This is a genomic window from Amycolatopsis sp. cmx-11-12 (genome assembly GCF_046269425.1).
Taxonomy (GTDB): domain Bacteria; phylum Actinomycetota; class Actinomycetes; order Mycobacteriales; family Pseudonocardiaceae; genus Amycolatopsis.
Map to the genome: position 1 here is coordinate 286,822 of NZ_JADNQM010000004.1, position 24,438 is coordinate 311,259.

22 protein-coding genes and 1 riboswitch are annotated in these 24,438 nt (G+C 66.9%); of the genes, 11 read left to right on the forward strand and 11 right to left on the reverse strand.

The window, feature by feature from the left end:
- Positions 1-107: 107 nt before the first annotated feature.
- A riboswitch (SAM riboswitch) is annotated at positions 108-198 on the reverse strand.
- A gap of 243 nt (positions 199-441) precedes the next feature.
- Positions 442-1,278, reverse strand: coding sequence for a 16S rRNA (adenine(1518)-N(6)/adenine(1519)-N(6))-dimethyltransferase RsmA (rsmA, locus tag ACLARN_RS07910; RefSeq protein ID WP_409490627.1), 837 nt, complete (start codon positions 1,276-1,278; stop codon positions 442-444).
- Between the two features lie 238 nt (positions 1,279-1,516).
- Between rsmA and ACLARN_RS07915 the strand changes: the two genes are divergently transcribed.
- Positions 1,517-2,536 (forward strand): DUF222 domain-containing protein, encoded by a 1,020-nt coding sequence (locus tag ACLARN_RS07915; protein ID WP_409490628.1) that lies wholly within the window; start codon positions 1,517-1,519, stop codon positions 2,534-2,536.
- A 61-nt stretch (positions 2,537-2,597) separates the two neighbouring features.
- On the opposite strand, the gene ACLARN_RS07920 is transcribed toward ACLARN_RS07915, so the two are convergent.
- From ACLARN_RS07920 to metG, 3 genes are all read right to left on the reverse strand, one after another.
- The gene (locus ACLARN_RS07920; RefSeq protein ID WP_409490734.1) at positions 2,598-3,974 is read right to left on the reverse strand and encodes a transglycosylase family protein; all 1,377 of its coding nucleotides are present in this window, start codon (positions 3,972-3,974) and stop codon (positions 2,598-2,600) included.
- 413 nt (positions 3,975-4,387) lie between these two features.
- Positions 4,388-5,224, reverse strand: coding sequence for a TatD family hydrolase (locus tag ACLARN_RS07925; RefSeq protein ID WP_409490629.1), 837 nt, complete (start codon positions 5,222-5,224; stop codon positions 4,388-4,390).
- A gap of 7 nt (positions 5,225-5,231) precedes the next feature.
- Positions 5,232-7,025 (reverse strand): methionine--tRNA ligase, encoded by a 1,794-nt coding sequence (gene metG, locus ACLARN_RS07930; protein WP_409490630.1) that lies wholly within the window; start codon positions 7,023-7,025, stop codon positions 5,232-5,234.
- Between the two features lie 62 nt (positions 7,026-7,087).
- Between metG and ACLARN_RS07935 the strand changes: the two genes are divergently transcribed.
- The 5 genes from ACLARN_RS07935 to ACLARN_RS07955 all read left to right on the forward strand — a co-directional run bounded on the left by ACLARN_RS07935 (position 7,088) and on the right by ACLARN_RS07955 (position 11,641).
- Entirely contained in the window at positions 7,088-7,681 is a 594-nt protein-coding gene (locus tag ACLARN_RS07935) for a PadR family transcriptional regulator (RefSeq protein ID WP_409490631.1), read from the forward strand.
- Positions 7,682-7,769: 88 nt separating this feature from the next.
- The gene (locus tag ACLARN_RS07940; protein WP_409490632.1) at positions 7,770-8,780 is read left to right on the forward strand and encodes an ATP-binding cassette domain-containing protein; all 1,011 of its coding nucleotides are present in this window, start codon (positions 7,770-7,772) and stop codon (positions 8,778-8,780) included.
- On the forward strand, positions 8,770-9,534 hold the full coding sequence (locus ACLARN_RS07945) for an ABC transporter permease (protein ID WP_409490633.1): 765 nt from the start codon (positions 8,770-8,772) through the stop codon (positions 9,532-9,534). The genes ACLARN_RS07940 and ACLARN_RS07945 overlap by 11 nt, the downstream gene beginning before the upstream one ends.
- A 94-nt stretch (positions 9,535-9,628) precedes the next feature.
- Entirely contained in the window at positions 9,629-10,243 is a 615-nt protein-coding gene (locus ACLARN_RS07950) for a glycoside hydrolase family 25 protein (RefSeq protein ID WP_409490735.1), read from the forward strand.
- Positions 10,244-10,363: 120 nt separating this feature from the next.
- Positions 10,364-11,641, forward strand: a complete 1,278-nt coding sequence (locus ACLARN_RS07955) for an aminodeoxychorismate synthase component I (protein WP_409490634.1) — start codon at positions 10,364-10,366, stop codon at positions 11,639-11,641.
- A 1-nt stretch (position 11,642) separates the two neighbouring features.
- On the opposite strand, the gene ACLARN_RS07960 is transcribed toward ACLARN_RS07955, so the two are convergent.
- A complete protein-coding gene (locus tag ACLARN_RS07960) occupies positions 11,643-12,602 on the reverse strand; it encodes a zinc-binding alcohol dehydrogenase family protein (protein WP_409490635.1) in 960 nt (319 codons plus the stop codon).
- A gap of 99 nt (positions 12,603-12,701) precedes the next feature.
- Here ACLARN_RS07960 and ACLARN_RS07965 point away from each other — a divergent pair, with 99 nt between their 5' ends.
- Positions 12,702-13,256, forward strand: a complete 555-nt coding sequence (locus ACLARN_RS07965; RefSeq protein ID WP_409490636.1) for a QsdR family transcriptional regulator — start codon at positions 12,702-12,704, stop codon at positions 13,254-13,256.
- Here ACLARN_RS07965 and rsmI read toward each other — a convergent pair.
- Entirely contained in the window at positions 13,253-14,092 is an 840-nt protein-coding gene (gene rsmI / locus ACLARN_RS07970) for a 16S rRNA (cytidine(1402)-2'-O)-methyltransferase (RefSeq protein ID WP_409490637.1), read from the reverse strand. The genes ACLARN_RS07965 and rsmI overlap by 4 nt on opposite strands.
- A gap of 68 nt (positions 14,093-14,160) precedes the next feature.
- On the opposite strand from rsmI, the gene ACLARN_RS07975 reads away from it, so the two are divergent.
- A complete protein-coding gene (locus ACLARN_RS07975) occupies positions 14,161-15,732 on the forward strand; it encodes a dolichyl-phosphate-mannose--protein mannosyltransferase (RefSeq protein ID WP_409490638.1) in 1,572 nt (523 codons plus the stop codon).
- Positions 15,733-15,759: 27 nt separating this feature from the next.
- On the opposite strand, the gene ACLARN_RS07980 is transcribed toward ACLARN_RS07975, so the two are convergent.
- Both ACLARN_RS07980 and ACLARN_RS07985 read right to left on the reverse strand, forming a co-directional pair.
- Positions 15,760-16,698, reverse strand: a complete 939-nt coding sequence (locus ACLARN_RS07980; protein WP_409490639.1) for an EamA family transporter — start codon at positions 16,696-16,698, stop codon at positions 15,760-15,762.
- A 119-nt stretch (positions 16,699-16,817) separates the two neighbouring features.
- Positions 16,818-17,075 carry a hypothetical protein gene (locus ACLARN_RS07985; protein ID WP_409490640.1) on the reverse strand — a complete coding sequence of 86 codons (258 nt, stop codon included), beginning with the start codon at positions 17,073-17,075 and terminating at the stop codon, positions 16,818-16,820.
- Positions 17,076-17,085: 10 nt separating this feature from the next.
- Here ACLARN_RS07985 and ACLARN_RS07990 point away from each other — a divergent pair, with 10 nt between their 5' ends.
- The gene (locus ACLARN_RS07990; protein ID WP_409490641.1) at positions 17,086-17,427 is read left to right on the forward strand and encodes a hypothetical protein; all 342 of its coding nucleotides are present in this window, start codon (positions 17,086-17,088) and stop codon (positions 17,425-17,427) included.
- Between the two features lie 89 nt (positions 17,428-17,516).
- On the opposite strand, the gene ACLARN_RS07995 is transcribed toward ACLARN_RS07990, so the two are convergent.
- Complete coding sequence (locus ACLARN_RS07995) at positions 17,517-19,295, reverse strand: serine/threonine-protein kinase (protein WP_409490642.1); 1,779 nt, start codon at positions 19,293-19,295, stop codon at positions 17,517-17,519.
- Between the two features lie 183 nt (positions 19,296-19,478).
- Here ACLARN_RS07995 and ACLARN_RS08000 point away from each other — a divergent pair, with 183 nt between their 5' ends.
- On the forward strand, positions 19,479-21,350 hold the full coding sequence (locus tag ACLARN_RS08000) for a propionyl-CoA synthetase (RefSeq protein ID WP_409490643.1): 1,872 nt from the start codon (positions 19,479-19,481) through the stop codon (positions 21,348-21,350).
- 108 nt (positions 21,351-21,458) lie between these two features.
- A complete protein-coding gene (locus ACLARN_RS08005) occupies positions 21,459-23,039 on the forward strand; it encodes a family 20 glycosylhydrolase (protein WP_409490644.1) in 1,581 nt (526 codons plus the stop codon).
- Positions 23,040-23,045: 6 nt separating this feature from the next.
- Here the strand turns inward: ACLARN_RS08005 and ACLARN_RS08010 are convergent, their stop codons facing one another.
- A complete protein-coding gene (locus tag ACLARN_RS08010) occupies positions 23,046-23,654 on the reverse strand; it encodes a TetR/AcrR family transcriptional regulator (RefSeq protein ID WP_409490645.1) in 609 nt (202 codons plus the stop codon).
- Positions 23,644-24,339 (reverse strand): MOSC domain-containing protein, encoded by a 696-nt coding sequence (locus tag ACLARN_RS08015; RefSeq protein WP_409490646.1) that lies wholly within the window; start codon positions 24,337-24,339, stop codon positions 23,644-23,646. Before ACLARN_RS08015 ends, ACLARN_RS08010 begins: the two co-directional genes overlap by 11 nt.
- Between the last annotated feature and the right edge of the window lie 99 nt (positions 24,340-24,438).

A 24,438-nucleotide genomic window follows, 5' to 3' on the forward strand; every position in this document is an offset into this window, starting at 1 on the left:
GCAGTAACGGTGGAGCGTCGACACGCACTTACCGTGCGGCGACCTTCGTCGACTACACGTCGCCTGGTCAGCAGGAGCGGGTGGGTGACCCTGTTCATTAGGCACAGCCTCCATCGGTCCTGGCGGTAGCACCTGCCCTGTTGAGGGTGGTTGCTGCGACTTCGGCGAGCCAGGTCTCTCAGTCGCTCGGGATGGCTCACTGAGTAAAACCGATCCCACTAGATGAAAGCAAGCGCGTAGGCGCAGATCACACGTCTGGTCGCGTCCACGATACAGGATCGGCTGCCCACATTATGAGAATGCAGCTGAGATCCTAGGCCTCATCAGTGCCACTGCCTGCTAATACAGGTTTGACCAGGTAGATCGAGAAGAGGTTTACGCTGTCGTGCTGACCTCGGCCGGCACTCGACCGCGCGGTGCCGATCACACCCGCGACGTCGGTCAGTCGGTTGCCGCCGCGATACGGGCGAACTGGTGGACATCCAACTGCTCACCGCGGGTCTTGGGGTCGACACCCGCCTTTTCGAGCAACTCTCCCGCGCGTTCGGCGGAACCGGCCCATGACGCCAACGCCGCCCGCAGCGTCTTTCGCCGCTGCGAGAAGGCCGCATCGACCACGGAGAACAGCCGCTCTCTGTTCACTGACGACACCACTTCGCCTCGCTCGAAAGCGACCAGGGCCGAATCCACGTTGGGAACAGGCCAGAACACCGAGCGAGGTACCGCGGCGACCTTGCGTGTCTTTCCGTACCACGCGAGCTTGACGCTGGGCACTCCGTAAGTCCGGCTACCCGGGCCGGCCGCCATCCGGTCGGCGACTTCAGTCTGGACCATTACAAGACCGCTGGTCAGCGACGGCAGCTCGGCGAGCAGATGAAGCACGACGGGAACGGCGACGTTGTACGGCAGATTCGCGACGAGTGCCGTCGGCCGTTGAGGCAGGTCGTCCACCGTGATCCGCAGAGCGTCCGCCCCGACGACCGTCAGCCTTTCGCCCCCACCGCGTTCGGCCACGGTGTTCGGGAGCCGCCCGGCCAGCACAGGATCGATTTCGACCGCGACGACCTCGGCACCGGTCGCGAGCAGTCCGAGTGTCAGCGAGCCAAGCCCCGGCCCGACTTCCAGTACGACGTCACCTTCGCCGACGCCCGAAAGGTCGACGATCCGGCGCACCGTGTTGGGATCGTGCACGAAATTCTGGCCGAGCTTCTTGGTCGGCCGTACATCCAGCTCGGCCGCCAGCGCCCTGATCTCCGCAGGCCCGAGCAATTCAGTCACTCGACGATCGTAACCAGCCTTCATAAGCCGCGATTGGCCGGTGGACGACCAGCCCGACCCCGAGGACCGAGCCGGGCTCCGATGGACCGCGACCCGCCCGCGCCATCCTTACGGATTCTCCGAGCTGACCCGTGTCATACGCCAGAGTGATCGGAGCAAGTTCGCACCGCCGGAGCGTGATCATGATCCACCCGATCGATACCGTGCATTAGTTCGAATCTGCCTCGACAATCGAGGGATGACCAGCACAAACATTCCCAAGGCCTTCCCGCTCAACCTGCCGGAAGGTGACGCCGAACTGCTTCTCGACGAGTTGCAGACACGGCTACACGAAGGGCGACGCCTTGTCGCCGAAGTCGGCCAGATCCTGGCCGAGATCGAGTCACGCGGTGTCCGAGAGCTCTTCGGGTACAACTCGATCGCCGTCTTCTACGAGCACGTGGCCCGGGTTCCCCGAGCCGAAGCGAAGAAGGTGGCTGCTCGAGCACTCGCACTGAACTCGAGACGGGCGCGCGACGGGACCTTGACTCCACCCGTCGCGCCTTTGACCGGAGCCGCGGCCGCCGCCGGCGTATTGGCCGAGGGCAGCATCGACCGAATCGTCACGGTCATGCGGAGGCTGCCAGAGCACATCGCCGCGAACGTCCGACTCGATGAAGAGAAGGACCTGGTCGATCTCGCCAGCGTCGCGAGACCGCGCGACGTCACGATGGCCGGAACAGACGTGCTCGCGCGTCTCAACCCCGACGGGAACGACACCGAGGACCCCGGCCCGAAGACTCGGCGAAGCGAATTCTGGTTGCGCCAGAAACGCACCGGCCGCTGGGACATGCGCGGCAACCTCGATCCCGAGACCGGCGCCCGCTTGAACGCGCTTCTGGTGCCGCTCGCGCATCCGGCCCCGAACGGAGAAGCCGATCCTCGGACTCCTGCGGAGAGACGCGGCGACGCTTTCGCAGAAATCGTCGACCTTGCGGAAAGCAGCCCGGATATCCCTTTGCCTCGACAGGGGCCGCAGCGGGTCGCTGAGCCGCCTCAGCCCTCGGAACCCGACGAGGTCCCGGCAGACCGTTCTGGGGTCGGCCAAGCCCGGAATGAGGGCCACCAAAGCCAGCACCGCGACGACAGCGGCGTCCCAGCGAACAAGGGCGCTGAACGATCTCGGGCAGTGACCCACCTAAGGCCTCAGCGTTGGTGGTCACGGCTGTCGAGACCGAGATCCGGTGCTACGGAACCACAGCTGCCCAAAACGGCCTGAAGGCCACCTTGCGGGCAGAAACCCACACGATGGCCTTCAGGAAAGGAGAATGATCTGGCGGTCAGGCCTTCTTGCCGCAGTGCGGCCAGGCGCCGTAGCCACCACGGTCGTCGCGAAGCTTCTCGGCGACAGCGATCTGCTGGGCCTTGCTGGCCTGGTGCGGGTAAGCGGCGTACTGCGAGCCACCGTAGGCGTCCCAGGTGCTCTTGTTGAACTGCAAGCCACCGTAGTAGCCGTTGCCGGTGTTGGCGGCCCAGTTACCGGTCGACTCGCACTGAGCGATGCGGTCCCAGGCGCCGGCATCACCGATGACCGGATCGGCGGGCTTCTTCGTACCGACCTTGACGATCTTGGGCTTGGCCTCGGTGATGACCTCTTCCGAGACCTTCTCGCGGCCGACCTCTTTGCCATTGCGCTTGGTGACCTTGTAGGTCACGGTCTTCTGGCCCGGAGTGCCAGGGTCTTCGACCTTGGTCTTGCCCTTTTCGAGCTCCGGGTCGTCGACCTTCTGCTCGGGCGGCGCGATTTCCTCGTTCTGCTTGACCATGGTGACGCCGGTCCGGCTGACGTGGACCTCGGCGCCGTCGACCAGCTTGACGTCGAGGCCACCGACGGCCTCGTCGTCCGGGCCGAGGGTCATCCGCAGCTCACCGAGGAATTCCTTGGTGGTGACGGAGTTGGTCTGGACCTTGCGGGGTTCGTTCGCGCCGTCGTAGACCGTGACGTTCTTGAGGGTCTTGACCTCGACGGTGGCGCCCTCGAGCGGGAGTTCACCGTTCTGCGGCATCGAAGTCCAGGTACCGGACTTCGCGAGATCGGAACGGCCGAGCTGGTTCAGGGCCTCGCTGAGGTTGGTCGCGCGAACCCAGGATTCCTGCGATACGCCATCGACGACCAGGTTGAGCTTGCGGCCACGCTCCAGCTTGATGACACCGCCGTCGCCCACCGCGGCCTGAGGCGAGGGAGAAAGGGAGTCGTGCGCGCCGACCGAAAGTCCGGCGTCTTCGAGGACTTCGCCGACCGTGTCGCCGAAGCTGTGAACGGTCTGCTGCTGACCGTCGATGTCGAGCGTGACGCTCTTGTTCATCGCCATCGCGGCCGCACCGCCACCGCCGAGGGTGAGCAGCACCGCCATGACGGTTCCCTTGAGGAACCGCTTCTTCCAGACGCGGGTCGCGCTCGAGATGACCTCGTCCTTGGTCGCGGCCTTCATCGGCGCGCCCGCGGTGCGGTCCTCGGCCAGCTCGTCCGGAATGACGATCGGCGGAAGCATGGTGGTCTCGGCGCTGATGAGGCGGATCAGCTCGTCGACGTCGACGTCGATCTCGGCCATCAGGGTCTCGGCGTCGGGACCGAGCGCGGCCAGGACGTCCTGGTGCGTGATGCGCGGGTCGTCGGAGTAGTCCAGCTCGCCGTACTGAGTGTCGCGGTCGAGCACGGCAACCGAACCGGCGGAAGCGAAGGTGTTCGTCTCTGCGCCGAGGCGCGAGCCATCCTGCCTACTGCTACCAGTCACTGGGTCGTTCCCTTTCCCAAGACGTTAAGAAGCTCGACTACCGCTCCACAACGTCCTTCGTCTCGATGCGCACTTCGGCACACCTCTAGAAGTCCGACACCCGCAGCCAGCGCCATCGTCACGGTTCCAGGCCGTACCGCTCCCGGTTCCGCTTCCCCGACGTGCACTGACGTGACTGTGGGCGTAACAGCCGGAAACCGCATGAGCGGGTACCGACCGGCACGATCACGGGACAGTAACGAACCTCGCCGGGTTGCGCAAACACCCCCCGGAGTGTCGTGACGTTGGTCACTCATCAGAGTGGACCATTGCTGATCACTAATGTCGCAGTCCGTTCAACTGGGGGTGACTGTCGGCAAGCGGAAAACCCGCTCAGCGGTCACTCGCACTGATTCGGCCACCTCGTGCACCGCCTCGCCCCTGAGTGAGGCGAGGTGACGAACGGTGTAGGCGGCGCAGTAGGGCTCGTTCGGTCGCCCACGGAATGGGTGGGGGGTCAGGAACGGGGCGTCCGTTTCGACGAGGTATTGGTCCGCCGGAACGATCCGCGCCGCCTCGTGGAGGCCGCGGGCGTTGCGGAAACTGACCGTGCCGGCGAACGAAAGCACGTAGCCGGCGTCGATGCAGCGGCGAGCGACCTTTTCGTCTCCTGAGAAACAGTGGAAGACGACCTGCTCGGGCGCTCCCTCTTCCTCGAGGATCCGGAGGACGTCGTCGTGAGCGTCTCGATCATGGATCATCAGCGGCTTACCGATCCGCTTGGCGAGATCGATGTGCCAGCGAAAGGCGTCCTGCTGAGCGTCGTGGGGCGAGTAGTCCCAGTAGTAGTCGAGGCCGGTCTCGCCGACCGCGACCACTCTGGACTCTTTCGCAAGACTCTCCACTTCGGATTTCTCGGCCTCACCGAAATCCTTGGTACGCGTGGGATGGATCGCGACGGCGGCCCAAACCCGAGGGTCCCAAGTGGACGCCTGCGTGGCCCAGCGGGCGGACGCGAGATCGTCCGCGACGGTGATCACCCGCGAAACACCGGCGCGATCGGCGCGATCGACCGTGGCTGTCACATCAGCCGCGGTGACCGCGCCGCACGCGTCGAGGTGGGTATGCGCGTCCACCACCGAGACCGGCAACCTGTCCGGGATCGGCGGCAGTTCCTTCTTCTCCGCACCCATCAGCTGATCACTTCGAGATCGGTGCCCATTCGGGACCGGTCTCGCCGAGCTCCGGGTCCAGTTTGGCGAACAACGGGGTCGGCTTCTCCAGCGGCTTGCCGACCTCGATCGGCATGGACTTCCAGCGCGCCTGCTCGGCCTTGTAGTCCCCGGTGATGATGGGGTTGATCCGGCCGGGGATGTCGAGGTCCTCGACTTCCTGCAGTTCGGGCTGGGCCGCCCAGACACCGGAGCCGCCGAGCGCCTCGTGCACCTTCTGAGCCGAGTGGGGCAGGAAAGGGGTCAGCAGCGTGTTGGCGTCCGAGACGACCTGCAGCGCGGTGTGCAGGACGCTGTCACGCCGAGCGGGGTCGTCCTTCAGCTTCCAGGGCTCCTGATCCGAGAGGTACCGGTTCGCGGCGGTCACGACGCGCATGGCCTCGCTCGCCGCCGCCTTGAACCGCGACCGCTGGAGGTGGGCACCGGCGGTGTCGAAGGCCTTGCGGGAGAGCTCCTTGAGTTCCTCGTCGGCCGCGGTGGGAGCGTCCGGGCGAGGAATGGCGCCGACGTTCTTGTAGGCCATGGAGATGGACCGGTTGACGAGGTTGCCCCACTCGTTGGCCAGCTCGAAGTTGGTCCGGCGGACGAATTCGTCCCAGGTGAAGTCGGTGTCCTGGGTCTCGGGTCCCGCGACCGAGATGAAGTACCGCAGGGTGTCCGGGCCGAAGTCACGCAGGAAGTCGTGGACGTAGATGACCGTGCCACGCGAGGTCGAGAACTTCGAGCCGCTCATCGTGAGGAACTCGCTGGAGACGATCTCGTCGGGCAGGTGCAGCTTGCCGTACTTGCCGGGCACGCCGCCTCGGTCGCCTTCGCCGTTGTGACCGAAGAGCAGGGCGGGCCAGATCTGGGCGTGGAAGGTGATGTTGTCCTTGCCCATGAAGTAGTAGGAGCGGGCCTCCGGGTTGCTCCACCACTCCTGCCAGGCATCCGGGTTGCCGGAACGGCGCGCCCATTCGACGCTCGCGGAGAAATAGCCGATGACAGCGTCGAACCAGACGTAGAAGCGCTTCATCGGCTGGTCGCGCCAGCCGTCGAGCGGGATCTTCACGCCCCAGTCGAGGTCGCGGGTGATCGGCCGCGGGCGCATGTCGTCGATCAGGTTCTTGGTGAAGTTGAGGACGTTCGGGCGCCAGTCGGTCTTGCTGGACAGCCATTTGCCCAGGGTTTCGACGAACGCGGACAGGTCGAGGAAGTAGTGCTCGGTCTCGACGAACTTCGGCGTTTCACCGTTGATCCGGGACTTCGGGTTGATCAGCTCCGCGGCGTCGAGCTGGTTGCCGCAGTTGTCGCACTGGTCACCGCGCGCACCGTCGTAACCGCAGATCGGGCAGGTGCCCTCGATGTAGCGGTCGGGCAGGGTGCGGCCGGTCGAAGGGCTGATCGCGCCCCGCGTGGTCTTGGGGACCACATAGCCGTTGCGGTGCAGCGCGAGGAAGATCTGCTGCGTGACGTCGGCGTGGTTGCCCGTGGTGGTGCGGGTGAAGAGGTCGTAGGTGAGGCCGAGTCCCTGCAGGTCCTGACCGATCTGACGGGTGTACTTGTCCGCTGTCTGCTGGGGGGTCAGGCCTTCGTTGTCCGCCTGGACGGTGATCGGGGTGCCGTGTTCGTCGGTCCCGGACACCATGAGCACCCGGTTGCCGGCCATTCGCTGGTAGCGGGAGAAGACGTCGGACGGGACGCCGAATCCGGACACGTGGCCGATGTGGCGGGGGCCGTTGGCGTAGGGCCAGGCCACCGCAGTCAACACTGGGGTGCTCATGCTTGTTTAGCCTACGGACGTCGTCTAAGGCATTGTTGTCCGGGAGAGGATCGGAGGCCTCGGTGTCCGCCACGCGTCTGCTGGTGCTGGGTGTCGTGCGCATGTACGGGAAGGCACACGGCTACCAGGTCCGGCGCGAGCTTCTCTCGTGGGCTGCCGACAAGTGGGGCAATGTCCAGCCGGGGTCGATCTATCACGCGTTGAAGAAGATGACCGCCGAAGGTCTCCTGGAACAAGTCGAGGACATCGAAGCGGGCGGCGGGCCTGATCGGATCGGGTACAAACTGACCGAAGACGGGGAGACCGAGTTCCTCGTGCACCTCGGCCGGGCGTTGTCGAGCGACGACGCGACCGGGTACACGCTGTCGGCGGCGGTCACGTTCATGCCGACGCTGCCTCGCGCGCAGGTGCTGGCCCTGCTGAAACAGCAGTTGGCGAATATGGAAGCGCACGCCCAGTCGACCCACTACGCCCGTGAGCACGCGATCGATTTGGGGAAACCACCGCACGTCAGCGAGCTGTATCGCCTCTGGAGCGTGCACGCGGAAGCGAACGTGACGTGGATGAGGGATCTGATCGGCCGTCTCGAAGCGGGCGAGTACGTGATGGCGGGCGAGGGTGACGACGACGCTGTGTTCGGCGCGCCACCCCAGTAATCAAATTTGACTACAGAACGACACCTGGGGCACAGTGCGTCCGTCAGCTAGTCAAATTTGACTAGCTGGGCGTCGGAAAGGAGTTCACATGATCAAGGCACGCGGCCTTGAGCGGCGTTTCCGCCGCAAGGGCCGCAATGGGGGCGAGGTCCACGCGGTCAAAGGCGTCGATCTCGATGTTTCGGCCGGAGAACTGGTCGGCTTCCTCGGACCGAACGGCGCGGGCAAGACCACGACCCTGCGCATGCTGACGACGCTCCTCAAGCCCACCGCCGGTGAGGCGACGGTCGGCGGCTGCGACCTGCTCGCCGACCCACTGGGGGTGCGCCGGCGAATCGGTTATGTCGCCCAGGGCGGTGGAACCGCGCAGGAAAGCAAGGTCATCGAGGAGATCGAGTTCCAAGGACGGCTGTACCGGATGAGCAAGGCGGACGCCCTCGAGCGCGGGGCCACCCTCGCCGAGCAGCTGGACCTCGCCGGACTCGACCAGCGGGCGACCAAGACACTGTCGGGCGGGCAGCGCCGTCGTCTCGACATCGCGCTCGGGCTGATCCACTCACCCGGTCTCGTCTTCCTCGACGAGCCGTCGACGGGGCTCGACCCGCAGAGCCGCGCGAACCTGTGGGACCACATCCGCAGGCTGCGCGACGAGCAGGGCGTCACGGTCTTCCTGACCACGCACTACCTCGATGAGGCCGACGCGCTCTCCGACCGGTTGATCGTCATCGACGACGGGAAGATCGTCGCCGAAGGCACGCCGGATTCGCTGAAGGCGAGGGTTTCCGGCGACGGCGTCGTCATCGGGGTCTCACCGGAATCGGCGGCGGAGACCGCGGAGATCGCGGGCAGGCTCGAAGGAGCGCACGAAATGACCGTCACCGACGGCACGGTGCGGTTCCGGGTGCCGCGCGGGGACACCGCGATGCCCGAGTTGCTGCGCGCGCTGGACGGACGGGGCATCACGATGACGTCGATGCAGGTACACCGGCCGACGCTCGACGACGTCTTCCTGACCCTGACCGGCCGAAGCCTGCGCGACGCCGAAGAAGACGCGCCGGTCGACGACGCTCCCGAAAAGGAGGTCACGCATGTTGCATGACACCTGGTTGATCTTCCGCCGGGACATGCTCGCGGCGTTGCGCAACCCGACTTGGCTCGCTATCGGCGTCATGCAGCCGTTGCTGTACTTGTTCTTTTTCGGGCCGCTGCTGGTGAAGGCACTCAACGCACAGGGCGTGTCCGATGTGGACGGCTGGATGATCTTCACCCCGGCGATCATCGCTCAGCTCGCGTTGTTCGGCAGTTCCTTCGTCGGGTTCGGCCTGCTCGCGGAATACCGCTCTGGCGTGGTCGAGAGGATGCGGGTCACGCCGGTCAGCCGGGTGGCGTTGTTGCTGGGCAAGGTGCTCGCGAACGCGTTGCAGACCGTGGTCCAGGCTTTGCTCATCATCGCGCTGGCGTATCTGGTCTTCGATCTGAACGCGCCGTTCGGCGGTGTCGTGCTGAGCCTGGTGATCGTCTTTCTCCTGTCGATCACGCTGGCGTCGTGCTCGTACGCACTGGCGCTGACTCTCAAGAGCGAAGACACCTTCCCGGCTTTGCTCAACGCGGTTCTCCTGCCGTTGCTGCTGCTTTCCGGAATCCTGATCCCGATCACCGCGGGCTCGGCGCCGGATTGGCTGTACACGATTTCCCGGATCAATCCGTTCCGGCACGTGGTGGATGTCGAGCGGAACAGTTTCCGCGGCGACTTCTCGATGGACGCGTTGTTCACCGGGAGCGTCGTGGTGCTGGTCATGGCGGTTCTGGCCATCTGGTGGGGCTCGCGAACGTTCCAACGCGAAAACGCCTGAGACACGCTGTACCGAAAGGCCACCTTGCGGCCGCTCCGCGGACGTAAGGTGACCTTTCGGTACGTACTGGGGCGAAATTCGAGGACAGGTGGCTTTGATCGATCCGGAAGGTGAGCACGGTGTCACCCTGTCCCACCGGGAGACGGTGACGGACTGGGCGGCGGTGCGCGGCGCCGATATCCGGTTCGCTTCGGTCACCGTCAGCGAGAACACCAACTGGCGGGACGTCGCCGCGGAACGCAATCTGACGGGCGCGCAGCACGCCGGTATCCACACCGGTGCACGGCATTACGCGCGCCCTGGCGCCGTCCACGATCAGGCGGACCATTTCGTGCGGACGGCGAGCGCGCTCGGCGCCTTCGCACCCGGTTCGCTCGCGCCGGCGCTCGAGGTGGAGGCGCCCAGCGTCGACGACCGGTTCATCAAGGCGTGGATCAAACACGTCAGGCACGCGGCACGCGTCGAACGCGTCCTGGTGTACGCGGGGCTCGACTGCTGGACGAACCGCCTGCACCCGGACAAGTGGGCGGACAGCGAAGTGGTGTTGTGGCTGGTCAGGCACAACGAGATCCCGGGACGGCCGGGCTGGTTCCACTCGCGACTGGGATTGCACCAGCACGGTTTCGGCACCGGGTTGCCCGGTGTGGACGGACCGATCGCACAGGACGCCGTCGTCTATCCCTTCACGCTCGGGGACGTACTCCTGTAGCGATCAACCGGTGACGGCGGGTGTGCATCACGTCACCCAGGTCGGCGCACGTGGTCGCGGATGTCACTTTCCGGTCGGCGCGGGTTGCCTTTTCGTCCACTCGGACAGCGACAATGTCGCGTGCGGTTGATGTGCCGGAAACTGCGGACGGACGTCACGCCCGAGCGGGCGCTGACGGCTCTTGGGGTACACGCCCGCTCGCTCGGGCTCGCACCCCCCGCGGCGCTTTGCGGAGACTGGTTCTCTTCCCGCGCGGTCATCGCCCTCAACGCTTCCCTGGCTCCTGTTCATGACGTGGCCGAGGCGTTCGCGATTCCCGCTCGGATGCCGCCGATTCGGGACGCGGTGCCCGGCGCGGTCGGGGGTGGCTGGTTCGGTTACCTGAGTTATGACCTGACCGATCCGTCTGGCCGTTCCGGCGGCCTTCCTCCGGCGGTCTGGGGCTGGGTCGATCGGGTACTGCGGCTGGACGCGGACGGTTCGTGGTGGTTCGAGGCCCTGGTTCCCGATGGCGACCTGGATCCGGTCGGCGAGGTGTCCGCGGTGGAATCCTTGCTCGCCGCGCTCCCCGAAACGACGACATGGAGTTCCGGTCCGCTGTCGCGTCCGCTTCCGTCGGAGCACTACGACGCGGTGAAGGCGTGTGTGCACGCGATCGAAGCCGGCGAGCTGTTCCAAGCGAACATCTGCGCCCGATTCAGTGGAGAATTCGACGGCGATCCGATCGCGTTGTTCGCGGAAGGTGTGCGCCACTTACAAGCCCGCCGCGCGGCGTACGTCGCCGGCGACTGGGGCTCGGTCGTGTCCTTCTCCCCTGAGCTTTTCCTTGCCAGGCATGGGCAGCGTGTCCGGTCGACGCCGATCAAGGGCACCCTGCCGCGCAGGAACGCCTCCGACGAACACCTCGCGCAGCGGCTGCGGGAATCCGCCAAGGACGTCGCCGAGAACGTGATGATCACCGATCTCGTCCGCAACGACCTCGGCCGGGTCTGCGCCACCGGCAGTGTGCGCGTCCCCGAACTGCTCAAGGTCCGGCCCGCCCCCGGGGTCTGGCATCTTGAGTCCACTGTGGAGGGACGGATCGCCGACGGGGTCGGCGACGCGGATCTGCTCGCGGCCACGTTCCCACCGGGTTCGGTGACGGGCGCGCCAAAGATCCGGGCACTGGACCTGATCGCCGAACTGGAGCCCACGGCGCGTGGCGTCTACACGGGCGCTGTCGGACTCGCTTCGCCGGTCGCCGGGCTGGAGCTGAACGTCGCGATCAGAACCTTCGAAATCCACGACGGCACGATCGCGCTGGGAGTCGGCGGCGGGATCACCGCGGACTCCGACAGCGAAGCGGAATGGCAGGAATGCCTGCACAAATCCGCTCCGCTGGAGGGCCTGCTCGGCTGAGCTACTTGGTGGGATCCAGCAGGAGCTTGCCCGCCGTTCCGCGCGAGCGCAGGGCCTCGTGGGCGGCGCGCGCGTCGGACAGCGCGTACTCGCCGCCGGCGACAGCGCGGATCTGACCGGCGAGCGCCAGTGAAAAGAGCTCGTCGAGCGTGCGGCCGAAGACGTTCCCGGGAAGTTTGAAGGCGTGCGGCAGCCACATTCCGGCCACGGTGGTGCTGTGTCCGAGAAGGTTGCGGGCTTCGATCGGTTTCGGCTGCTCGCGGCTGGCCATCCCGTAGAACGCGAGGCGGCCGAACGGTGCGAGCGCCGCGATGCTCTGGTCCGTGACGGTGCCGCCGGTCATGTCGAGAACGACGTCGACACGCTTGCCGCCGTTCGCCTCGCGAAGCGCGTCGGTCATGTTTTCGGCGCGCGAATCGATGGCGACGTCGGCGCCGAGTTCGAGGGCGAGGCCACGCTTCTCGTCGCTGCTGGCGGTGGCGATGACCCGGCTCGCTCCCCACGCCTTCGCGAGCTGGACGGCGATGGAACCGACCCCGCCCGCGGCCGCGTGCACGACGACGGATTCGCCGGGCTCGAGGTGGGCGCTCTTGCGCAGCAGGAGCGAGGCGGTGGTGCCCTGGACGATGAAGGAGAGCGCGGTCAGGTCGTCGATGCCGTCGGGCACGGCGAAGGCGGTGACCTCGTCCGCCACCGCGCGCTCGGCGTAACCGCCACCACCGTTGAGCAGTGCGACGACACGCTTGCCGTCGGCGGTGCGCCCGACGACTTCGCCGCCGGGCACGAGCGGGAGCTTGCTCGGCGCGAGGTACGAGTTCTCGGCCTGGTGCGTATCGGCGTAGTTGACGCCGATCCGGTCGACCTCGACGAGCAGCTGACCTGGGCCGGGAACGGGATCGGGCAGGTCGACGAGGTTGAGCACCTCGGGTCCGCCGAATTCGGTCACCTGTACTGCGCGCATCCGCATCCTCCTCATCGAGATGAGACATTCTTGCATATGTCTCATCCCTGAGACATAGCGTGATATGTTTCACTCATCGAAACCGCACTCGAACGCCAGTTGACTTCGCCGCGCCCGGACGCCCTGCGCGCGTTCACGATCGCGCGTGCCTGGTTCCTGGCGGGCCGCCGGGTGGACATGCGGGATCTCGCGGGTGAGCTGGGAATCAGCCGGGCCACCCTGCACCGCTGGGTCGGTGGCCGGGACCAGCTGCTTGGCGAGATCCTGTGGTCGATGACCGTTGAGGTCTTCGAAGCACGGGCTTCCGGCAAACTCGGGCGCGGCGCGGAAGGGATCGCGGAGCTCATCGGCACCTTCGTCCGGACCGTGAACGACTCGAAACCGTTCCGGGAGTTCCTGCGCGCCGAACCGGAGCGGGCACTGCGGATCCTGACGACGAAGGCCAGCGTGGTCCAGAGTCGCGCGATCGCGAAGATGCGCGAGTTCCTGGACGAAGAGGTCGTGGCCGGACGGCTCACCCCACCGCTGCCGGTAGAGGATCTGGCCTACCTGCTGGTGCGGATCGGGGAGTCCTTCATCTACACCGACGTCATCACCGGTGCCGAGCCTGACGCCGCAAAGGCGTATGCGGCCGCGGCCGCCTTGCTGTCCTAGCCCTTGGTACGGGACGCGAGAACGGCGTCGTAGAGCTCCTTCTTGGACACCCCGGTGGCCTCGGCAACCTCAGCGGCGGCGGACTTGAGGCGTTCGCCCGCCGCGACCCGCGACGAAACTTCCGGAACCAGGTCCGCGACACTCACCGAACGCGGAGGCGCACCCGCGAGAACGACCGTGATCTCCCCCTTGACCCCCTCGTTTGCCCAAGCGGCCAAATCAGGCAAATTACCGCGTTTGACCTCTTCATACGTTTTGGTCAACTCACGGCAGACGGCGGCGCGACGGTCGAGGCCCAAGACATCGGCGGCATCGGAAAGCGTGCTCGCGAGGCGGTGCGGAGACTCGAAGAACACGACCGTGCGGGGTTCGTTCTTCAGCGAACCGAGCCATTTGGCGCGTTCACCGGGTTTGCGCGGGGCGAATCCTTCGAAACAGAAACGGTCGCAAGGCAGACCGGACAGCGCGAGCGCCGTGGTCACCGCGGACGGGCCGGGAAGGCAGGTCACCGGCACCTCCGCCTCGACGCAGGCCGCCACCAGGCGGAAGCCGGGGTCCGAAACGCTCGGCATCCCGGCGTCGGTCACCAAGACCACCGTCTCGCCCGACTGAAGCGATTCGAGCAGTTTCGGCAGACGGGCGGTCTCGACGTCCTCGTAGAAGCTGACCACACGTCCGACCGGCGAAACGGCGAGTGCGGCGGTGAGCGAGCGCAGGCGCCTGGTGTCCTCGGCCGCGATCACGTCGGCCGTCGCGAGGGCTTCGGACAGGCGCGGCGAAGCGTCGCGGACGTCTCCGAGCGGGGTGGCTGCCAGCACGAGGCGTCCTTCGGTCATTCCCGAAGGTTAACCGGTTCGCAGATCCGGACACCGAGTTCACTCTTCCGCCCGTAGGATCATGCCCCGTGACCGCGCTGCTGACCCGTGACAACGAGAGCGTGCGGCCGGATCCGGTCGACGCGCTCCGGCCACCGAGCGACCGGGAGGCCACCCTCCTCGGCCGCGGCATGCCGACAGACCGCCTCCGCGGCTGGATCGTCACGCTGGTGCTGACGGTCATCGGCGGCATCGTCCGGATCCAGAACCTGGCGACGCCCACGGACAAGGGCACGCCCGTCTTCGACGAGAAGCACTACGTCCCGCAGGCGTGGCAGATGCTGCGCAACGGCGGTTATGAAGACAACTACGGCTACGAACTGATCGTGCACCCGCCCTTGGCGAAGCACCTCATCGCGATCGGCGAGTGGCTGTTCGGCTACAACGCCTGGGGCTGGCGGATCATGCCCGCGCTGGCGGGCACGCTGATCGTCTTCCTCACCATCCGGGTCGCCCGGCGGCTCACGCGTTCGACACTGCTCGGCGCGGTCGCCGGGATCCTGGTGATCAGCGACGGCGTGCTGCACCTGCAGTCGCGGATGGGCATGCTCGACATCTTCATCGCGGTGTTCGTGCTCGCCGCGTTCGCCTGTGTGCTGTGCGACCGCGACCAGGTGCGGCGGCGGCTGGCCGTGGCCGTCCGCGAAGGCTGGATCGGCGAGTCCCGGTTCGGCCCGAAGCTGGGTTTCCGGTGGTGGCGGTTCGCCGGCGGCCTGATGATCGGGCTGACCTTCGGCGTCAAGTGGTCGGCGCTGTACTACATCGCCGCGTTCGGGCTGCTCACCGTCTTCTTCGACGTCGCCGCGCGCCGCGCCGCCGGGGTGCAGCGGCCGTGGGTCGGCACGCTGCGCCGCGACGTACTGCCCGCGCTGTGGGCGATCGTCGTCATCCCGATCCTGGTGTACCTCGCCTGCTACTGGGCCTGGTTCGCGAGCGAGACCGCGACCGACCGCAACTATGTGGCGATCAAAGACCTCGACCCCGGCTTCTGGGCCTGGATGCCACCCGCGCTGCGGTCGCTCGGCGATTACTCGATGAACGTCCTCGACTTCCACGCGAACCTGGTGACCCCTAAGGACAAGCCGCATCCTTGGGAGTCGAAGCCGTGGACCTGGCCGATGGGGTTGCGGCCGATGCTCTACGCGTACGCGGGCGGCACCGACGCGACCGGCTGTGGCGAATCGACCTGTATCCGGGCGACGATGCTGATCGGGACGCCTGCGATGTGGTGGCTGGCGCTGCCGATGCTGGGCTGGAGCCTGTGGCGGTCGGTCTTCCGCGCGGACTGGCGCTACGCCGCCGTGCTCGTCGGCTACTTCGCCGGTTTCCTGCCGTGGTTCACCAACCTCGACCGCCAGATGTACTACTTCTACGCGACGCCGCTGGCGCCGTTCCTGGTACTCGGGTTGACGCTGGTACTCGGCCAGATCCTCGGCGCCGCGAAACGCGGGTTCGAACGGCGGGGCACCGGCATGCTCGTCGTCGCCCTTTACGTGGGTCTCGTCGTGGCCAATTTCGCCTGGTTGTGGCCGATCCTCAACGGCAACGCGATCACCAACGAGCACTGGAACGCCGAGTTGTGGCTTCCGTCCTGGAAGTGAACGGGCAGGTCGTACCGGTCGGCTTGATCAGCAGGAAGAAGGCAGCGGCGAGGCGGACCTGAGGCGGGCACGGGCGAAGACCCCGGCCGCGACCAGACCGGTGATCGCGACGATGCACACGAGCGACACCACCGACGGCCGCAGCCGGGGATCCGGCAGCTGAAGGAGCAGCGCGAACACCGGTGACAGCGTCGTGATCAGCGCCGCGGTGATCGGTTCGGTGTGCCGTACGCCGACCTGGAACAGGTACATCGGCAAGGCCACCCCGATCACGGCGAGCACGGCAGACGGCACGAACGCCTCACCGAGCCGGGGCGTTTCGTCGAAGGCGGTGAAGGTCCAGCCGATCGCGATGATCAGCCAGAACCGGGTGGCGAGCACCGAACGAGGACTGGCCCCGGCGTCGCTGAGCCGCTTCGAGAACATCACATTGCCGGTGGAGGCGAGCCCGCACACGAGGGTGAGGGCGATACCGAGGACGATTTCGGCGCCAGGGCGGTCGCCGACGCCGCTGTGCCCGGCGAGGGATGCCCAGACGAGCACGACGAGCAGCCCGCAGATGCCGATCGCCGTGAGGACTTCCGCGCGGAGGACCGACGCGCCGCGGCGCAGGAACCTCCCCAGCAAAACCGTCAGAGCCGGGCCGATCGCCAGGCTGATCACGTTGACGATGGCCGGCTCGAGGAACTTGAGCGCGTACAGCATGCTCAGCCAGGTGACCGCGGTGGTGACGTTGATGGCGATGACGTCGGCGCGCTGCTCGCGGAACGGGCTCAGGGCCGACGGCAGCCCCCGCCTCAAGACTTCGGCGCCGAAGAAGAAGGCGGCCGCGAGGCTGAGCGAAATCGCCGAAACGCTGAGCGGGCTGAAAGTCTGGACCTGGTTGCCGGCGTAAACGTCGAGCGCCGCGGTGAACACCGCGAACGCGACCAAAGGCACCAGACCGGTGCGTGCGTCCGTCGCCATCTTTCCCCCAGTTTGCATGTACGCACATCAAATGTAGATACATGCAGATGTTTTCAGCGGCTCGGTCGCCCGTCAAGGTCGAGTTTCCCCATTTATCTGTGACACTTTGAGGCAGGTTGTTACTCTCCCCTGGTCAGTAGCAGTTCGACAGGGGGCACCATGACGATCCGACCGCTCGGAGCGGCCTGTGCGGCCGCGGCGTTGTTCTTGATCGCGGGCTGCGAAGAGCAGACACCGGGAACCGCGTCGCCGCAGACTTCGGCCGTTCCGAGCACTTCGAAGGCACCGAGCACGAGCGTGAGCGCGACCGCGCCGCCCAGCGCTTCAAGGCCTTCGGCGACCGCCGCGACCGTCTCCGAGCCCACCAAGCCCGCCACCGGGGGCGCGGTGGCGCACACCCCGGACGGGGCCGCGAGCACGATGGAGGACTACCACCACGCGCTGGGCGCCAAGGATCTCGAAACGGTCTGCCGGATCACGGCGCCGGCCTTCGACGGCGGGATGAAGGAGTGCCGCACCCTCACCCCGATGCAGTTCGGGATGTTCTCGGAGGACGACCTCAAGAAACTGAAGCTCACCCGAGTCGACCGGGCGAAGGTGCAGAGCAAGGGCCCGGACAAGGTCGTCGTCCCGCCAGGGGCGATCTCGCCGCAGGCGGCGATGATGGCGGCCGACCCCAAAACGTTCACCATGGCGTGGCGCGACGGGGCCTGGGTCATCATCGCCTGAATCGACCAAGGGGGAGCAAGGGACCTTTGCTAGCTTTCGTTAGCACACTAACTAACGCTAGCAAAGGTCCCTTGCTCTCTTTTCGCAGGTCAGCGCGGGTGGCGCTGGGGCTGCGGCTGCTGGTGGCGCGTCTGCTGCGGCTGTTGCTGCTGCGGAGGGCGACGCGGCACGATCTGGGTCACCGGGCCGTCCGGCGACTTGCCCGCACGGGCGAGCCAGCCTTCGACGTCGCGCCGCACGGCGGCGAGCGTCGGGCGGCGGCGGGGCTCCTGGTCGAGCGACGCGATGAGGATCCGGGCGTGCGCGCTGCGGTTCGGCAGCTTCGAGACCGGTTCGGCGCGGGCGGCGGCCATCAGCGCGGCCATCGGGGTCTCCCTGGTGCCGCGCGGAGGCTGGCCCGACAGCGCGTAGCTGACCGTCGCGGCGAGCTGCCACGCGTCCGACGCCGGGCTCGCCGGGGAGCCCATCGCCTGCTCGGGGGCGACGAAGTCCGGAGTGCCGATCATCATCCCGGTCGCGGTCATCTTCGAGTCGCCCTGACTGCGGGCGATGCCGAAGTCGATGAGGTGGGCGAGCCCGTTGCGGTCGAGGATGATGTTCGACGGCTTGAGGTCGCGGTGCAGCACACCCTTTTCGTGCGCCGCGGCGAGCGCGCCAGCCATGGTCGACCAGAGCCGTCCGGCGGCGACGTCGTCGAGCGGGCCCTGCGAGTCGACGATCTCGGACAGCGACTTGCCTTCGAGGTACTCCATGACCAGCGCGAGCCCGTCCGGCTCCTCGGCGAGGTCGTACACACGGACACAGTTGGGATGGTTCACGACGGCCAGTGCCCTGGCCTCGCGCTGCATCCGCTCCTCCGTGTCACGGTCCGGCGCGTGCGCGATCTTCAGCGCGACAGTGCGGTTGAGCTGGGTGTCGACCGCTTCCCAGACGGTGCCGAAGCCGCCGTGGCCGAGCCGCCGGACGCGTTTGTAGCGGCCGCCGCCGGAGTTGCGGGAACCCGGGGGCGCCGGGACCGGGCCCGGCACCGCGGCCAGCGCGGGCGGCGGTTCGGGGGCCTGCGCCAGCGCCGTCGCCGGGTACTGCTTCGGCGGTGGGGGCGGCAACTGCGGCTGCGGAGCGGGTGGCTCCGGGCGGTACGGCTCGACCTTCTGCCGTGGCTGCGGGTCCGGCCGGTTGATCACCGACCACGGCGGCGGGCCGACCAGTGCGACCGGGATCAGGCCCAAGACACTGAACGGCAGGAAGCCGAGCCAGAAGTGCACGGCGGTGTTCGCGCCCATGCCGATGCTCGCCAGCACCATCAACACGAACGGGATCCAGAAGAACCGCGAAGGCCACTTCGGTCCGCGACGGAACGCGGTCCGCGCCTGCAGCATCACGAAGAGCAGCGACAGCGCGGGCAACCCGACCAGCAGGATCAGGTAGAAGATGTAGCTCAGCTGCATCCCGCTCGGATAGAACAGGACCTCGTACACGTTCTGGCCGCGGCCGAGGTACTCGCTCTGCGCGCCGATCAGCGGGCTGTAGTCGGAGTTGAAGGTCGACAGGTCGCTGCTGGAAAAGCCGGACTTACCGCCCGACTTCGTTGAGGCGGCTTCCTGGTAGACCTGCGAAACACCGGTGGCCAGCAGCCACGGCAGCAGGAAGACGGCGATGACGCCGATCCCGCCGAAGATGGACAGGGTCACCACGTCGTAGCGATTGCCGGTGCCTTTGCGGATGATCGCGACGATCATCGCTCCCAGTGCGGGCAGCAGCGCGACCAGCGCTCCCGCGGTGCTCGTCGCCCACACCCAGTCCCCTGGCCAGATTCCTGGCCCGAACAGGCTGTGCGCGAACGAAAGCAGCGCGCTCGCTAGTCCCATGGACCCTGCTCCCCTCGCTAGTTGAGACCGTTTCCGGCGGTTTTCCCCCGGTTCAGCTTAGGACGCCATGGGCCCTCACGGGGTTGCCGGGTTGTCGCGGGCGTCTCCCTGCCGTTACCACCAGGCGTTCACCCGGCGGTAAGTCCATGATGGGGTCCGTACCCGAGCGCGAAGGAGCATTCGATGTACTCCGAGTCCTACCGGCGGAGCCTCGAAGACCCGGAGGGTTTCTGGCTCGACGCCGCGCAGGCGATCGAGTGGACCCACCCGCCGACGCGGGCACTCGCCGCGTCGAAAGCGCCCTTCTACCGCTGGTTCCCGGACGGGGAGCTGAACACGGCGTTCAACGCGCTCGACCGGCACGTGCGGGACGGCCGCGGCGACCAGGCCGCGCTGATCTGGGATTCGCCGGTGACCGATTCGGTTCGCCGGTTCACCTACGCGGAATTGCTGGACGAGGTCGCCCGGTTCGCCGGCGCGCTCGCCTCTCTCGGCGTCGCGAAGGGCGACCGCGTCATCGTGTACCTGCCGATGGTCCCCGAGGCCGCGATCGCGATGCTCGCGTGCGCCCGGCTCGGCGCGGTGCATTCGGTGGTGTTCGGCGGGTTCGCGCCGAAGGAGCTGGCGGCGCGGATCGAAGACGCGAAACCCAAGGTCGTCGTAGCCGCGTCGTGCGGGATCGAACCGGCACGGGTCGTGGAGTACAAGCCGATCATCGACGAGGCGCTCGCGGGCACGGCGCACCAGCCGGACAAGGTCGTGGTGCTACAGCGAGAACGAGCCCGCGCCGAATTGGGTGAGCGCGACGTCGACTGGGCCGAATTGGTCACGAAAGCCGCTCCCGCCGATCCGGTGCCGGTCGCGGCGACCGATCCGCTGTACATCCTGTACACCTCCGGCACCACGGGGAAACCGAAGGGCGTCGTGCGCGACACCGGCGGGCACGCGGTCGCGCTGGCCTGGTCGATGGGCGCGATCTACGACATCCATCCCGGTGACGTGTGGTGGACGGCGTCGGACGTCGGCTGGGTCGTCGGCCATTCCTACATCGTGTACGCGCCGCTGCTCATCGGGGCGACGTCGGTGATGTACGAGGGCAAGCCGGTCGGGACTCCCGACGCGGGCGCGTTCTGGCGGGTCATCGCCGACCACGGGGTGAAGGCGCTGTTCACCGCGCCGACGGCGTTGCGGGCGATCAAGAAGGTCGACCCGGACGCGAACGAAATGAAGAAATACCAGCTCGGCGGGTTCGAGACCTTGTTCATGGCCGGTGAACGGCTCGATCCGGAGACGTATCACTGGGCGCACGGGAAGCTCGGCGTGCCGGTGATCGACCACTGGTGGCAGACCGAGACCGGCTGGCCCATCGCGGCGAACCCGCGCGGCCTGGAGCCGATGCCGGTCAAACCCGGTTCCGCGACGAAACCGATTCCGGGCTGGGACGTGCGGATCCTGGACCAGTCGGGCGACCCGCTCCTCGCGGGGCGGGAAGGCGCCATCGCCATCAAGCTGCCGCTCCCGCCGGGTTCGCTGCCGACCCTGTGGCAGGACGACGAGCGGTATCGCGAGGCGTACCTTTCGCGGTACGACGGCTACTACCTGACGGGTGACTCCGGATACGTCGACGAAGACGGCTACCTGTTCGTCATGGGCCGCACCGACGACGTCATCAACGTCGCGGGTCACCGGCTTTCGACCGGTTCGATGGAGGCCGTGCTGGCATCCCACCCCGCCGTCGCCGAATGCGCGGTGATCGGGGTCCGAGACCAGCTCAAGGGCCAGCTTCCGCGCGGTTTCGTGGTGCTGAAGTCGGGGGTCGACGCCGACGCCGAAACGCTCAAGGCCGAATTGGTCGCGCTGGTGCGACGCGACATCGGCCCGGTCGCCGCGTTCCGCGACGTGTCCATTGTGGACGCGCTGCCGAAGACACGGTCCGGCAAGATCCTGCGGAAGACCATGCGCGGCATCGCCGACGGCCGCGACGAAGCGGTGCCCTCGACGATCGAGGACGCGAGCGTTCTCGATGCCCTGAAAGCGGTCTTGCGCGGCGAATGACCGGTGATCGGCACGGCGTACTGGTCCGATCGGGTGTTGTCGTGTTTGCCCTATTGGTCTATACCTCTAGAAGCAGAGAGTCTCCAGGTACCCGACCGGAGGTGCTCCATGAGTAAACGCCTGTCCAGAACCGTTCTCGGTCTGGCCGTCCTGAGTCTCGTGACGTTCGGCCTGCCCGCGACGGCGAGCGCGGCGCAACACGCGAAGGCCGAACGGAGCGTGACCGACGTCGTCCCCGTGCCGGTCGACGCGAAGGCCGATCCCCGCGCGAACTTCCGGCTCAGCCCCGCGACCGTGATCCGCACCGACCGCGACGGCAAGCAGGTCGCCGACTACCTGGCCGGACTGCTCCGGCCCGCCACCGGCTACCGGCTGCCCGTCGTCAGCGGCCACCGCGGCGGCGGCCCGGCCATCTCCCTCGAAACCGGGCACGCGGGCGGCCGCGTCGGCACCGAGGGTTACCAACTCAAGGTGTCGCCCTCCGGCGTGACGCTGAAGGCGAACACCGACGAGGGCCTGTTCCTCGGCGTGCAGACGCTGCGTCAGCTGTTCCCGTCGGCGATCGAAGCGAAGGCCGTCCAGCGCCGCTCGTGGGTGGTCTCGGGTGGCACCGTTCTCGACTACCCGCGCTTCGGCTACCGCGGCGCGATGCTCGACGTCGCTCGGCATTTCTTCACGCCGGCGCAGGTCAAGCTCTACATCGACCAGATCGCGCAGTACAAGATCAACACCCTCCACCTGCACCTGAGCGACGACCAGGGCTGGCGGATCGAGATCAAGAGCTGGCCGAAGCTGGCGACCGTGGGCGGGCAGACCGCCGTCGGCGGCGCTCCCGGTGGGTACTACACGCAGGAGCAGTACAAGGACCTGGTGCGCTACGCGGCTTCGCGGCACATCACGATCGTTCCCGAGATCGACATGCCGGGGCACACCAACGCGGCCCAGCACTCCTACGCCGAGCTGAACTGCAACGGCGTCGCGGTGCCGCCGCGCACGGACATCGAGGTCGGCTACAGCTCGCTGTGCATCGACAAGGACATCACCTACAAGTTCGTCGACGACGTCATTCGCGAACTTTCCGCGATCACCCCGGGGAAGTACATCAACATCGGTGGCGACGAGGCCCACTCGACCACTCCGGAGGACTACCAGACCTTCGCCAAGAAGGTGCAGCCGATCGTCGCGAAGCACGGCAAGCTGATCACCGGCTGGCATGACATCGCGAAGACGACCCCGCCGGTTTCGGCCGTCCCGCAGTTCTGGGGAACGACCGGCACCGACGCGAACGTCGCCGCGGCGGCGGCGCGCGGCAACAAGATCCTGATGTCGCCCGCGAACAAGGCGTACCTCGACATGAAGTACAACCCTCAGACCCCGCTCGGCCTGGACTGGGCCGCGTTGATCGAGGTCAAGGACGGTTACGACTGGGATCCGGCCACGTACCTGCAGGGCGTGACGGAGAAGAACGTCATCGGTGTCGAAGCGCCGCTGTGGTCGGAAACGCTGATCACGAGTGACAACATCGAATTCATGGCGTTCCCGCGGCTTCCTGGACACGCCGAGATCGGCTGGTCGCCCAAGGCGTCCCGTACCTGGGACGCGTACCGGCTCCGGCTGGCGAAGCAGAGCCCGCGGTGGGTTCAGCAGGGAATCGACTTCTACCGGTCCACGCAGGTCGACTGGAAGTAGACGGTTTCAGCTCGTCGCGTCGTCGAGGCGGGCGGTGATGGCGGCACGGGCCAGCGCGTAGGGCTCCGTGCCGCCGAACATCACCGAATCCGCGTTCGCGGCCCTGCCGAGGGCGTGCAGTTCGAAGGCCAGCCGGTTCACCTCGACGGACTCGCGGAGGTGACCGGCTTTCTTCGCCTCCACGACGGCCGTCCGGATGAACTCGGCGAAAGCCCGGCTCGCGTTCGCCAGCGCGTCGTGGACCCGGCCGGTCCGCGCGTCGAATTCGGCACCGGTGTTGTAGAAGAAACAGCCGCCGGGGAACACCCGGCGTTCCGAGTAATCCAGCCAGTTCGCGCACAGCGCGCGCAGCCGCGCGATCCCCGGCTCGACCTCCTTGGTCGGCCCGACGACGTTCTCCGCGAAGATCGCGCTCGCCGTCTCGATCGCCGCGAGCTGGAGTTCCTCCTTGGAACCGAACAACGCGAACACGCCGGATTTGCTCAGTTCCAATTCGGTGGCGAGCCTGCCGAGCGACAACCCTTCGAGCCCTTCGACGGAGGCGATGTCGACGGCGCGCCGCAGCACGATCCGCCTCGTCGCGTCGCCGCGGGCCACCCGGCCGTCAACCGGCATTCCGTTCCTCCCGCCGCCGTTTCGCCGATTCCAGGCCGTCACGGTACTGCCGGGAGAGCGACGGCGCCGCGAGCACCCGGTCCAGCAGCGCCCAGTACGCGGCCTGGCGATCGTCGTCCAGCTGGGCGACGTTGGTGAACGACGCGACGTACACCTCGGCGATCGTCGGATTCACCGGATCGCGTTCTTCGAGCGTCATTTGCCCCGAAGTCGGGACCTCACCCGTCCGGAGCACCCGTAGGTACCAGCCGCTGCGGCCGGAATCGATCATCGCCGGGATGACGTCCTTGCGCCCGGTCTTCATCGCGAGTTTGAAACACGGCGTACGCGGCTGCGAGACCTGGACCAGCGCGTCTCCCCAGGCCCAGACGTCGCCGATCCGCACGTCGTGTTCGTCGGCGCCCGCCACCGACAGGTTCTCCCCGAAATCGCCCGCGACCAGCGGGAAGCCCTGCTCCGACCAGGCCGCGTAGTGCGTCGCCGGGTAGACGTAGACCGCCTTGTCGACGCCGCCGTGGACGGCGCGATCCGCCTGGTCGTCACCGGCCAGATTGATCTCGTCCAATTCCAGCGACGGCGCCTCCACCCGCGATTTCGAGATCGCGCTGTACACCGGGACCTCGCGCTTCACCCCGAGTACGGACGGCCGCCCGACGAAGACCTCGTTCACTTCGAGTGTGCTCACACTTCCGAAGATAGCACGATCGTTCGTTTATCTGAGTAGACAGCGTCTACATCAGTTTGATAGACAGTGTCTACAAAGTGAACTCGTGGTTACGGAGAT

What these genes read in the sequence shown, in the direction of transcription:
- metG (WP_409490630.1), bottom strand. Translation starts at nt 7,025, where the DNA reads ATGAGCACCCCAGTGTTGACTGCGGTGGCCTGGCCCTACGCCAACGGC.
- ACLARN_RS07945 (WP_409490633.1), top strand. Translation starts at nt 8,770, where the DNA reads ATGTTGCATGACACCTGGTTGATCTTCCGCCGGGACATGCTCGCGGCG.
- ACLARN_RS07980 (WP_409490639.1), bottom strand. Translation starts at nt 16,698, where the DNA reads ATGGCGACGGACGCACGCACCGGTCTGGTGCCTTTGGTCGCGTTCGCG.
- ACLARN_RS08000 (WP_409490643.1), top strand. Translation starts at nt 19,479, where the DNA reads ATGTACTCCGAGTCCTACCGGCGGAGCCTCGAAGACCCGGAGGGTTTC.
- rsmI (WP_409490637.1), bottom strand. Translation starts at nt 14,092, where the DNA reads ATGACCGAAGGACGCCTCGTGCTGGCAGCCACCCCGCTCGGAGACGTC.
- ACLARN_RS07960 (WP_409490635.1), bottom strand. Translation starts at nt 12,602, where the DNA reads ATGCGCGCAGTACAGGTGACCGAATTCGGCGGACCCGAGGTGCTCAAC.
- ACLARN_RS07940 (WP_409490632.1), top strand. Translation starts at nt 7,770, where the DNA reads ATGATCAAGGCACGCGGCCTTGAGCGGCGTTTCCGCCGCAAGGGCCGC.
- ACLARN_RS07915 (WP_409490628.1), top strand. Translation starts at nt 1,517, where the DNA reads ATGACCAGCACAAACATTCCCAAGGCCTTCCCGCTCAACCTGCCGGAA.
- ACLARN_RS08010 (WP_409490645.1), bottom strand. Translation starts at nt 23,654, where the DNA reads ATGCCGGTTGACGGCCGGGTGGCCCGCGGCGACGCGACGAGGCGGATC.
- ACLARN_RS08005 (WP_409490644.1), top strand. Translation starts at nt 21,459, where the DNA reads ATGAGTAAACGCCTGTCCAGAACCGTTCTCGGTCTGGCCGTCCTGAGT.
- ACLARN_RS07925 (WP_409490629.1), bottom strand. Translation starts at nt 5,224, where the DNA reads ATGGGTGCGGAGAAGAAGGAACTGCCGCCGATCCCGGACAGGTTGCCG.
- ACLARN_RS07995 (WP_409490642.1), bottom strand. Translation starts at nt 19,295, where the DNA reads ATGGGACTAGCGAGCGCGCTGCTTTCGTTCGCGCACAGCCTGTTCGGG.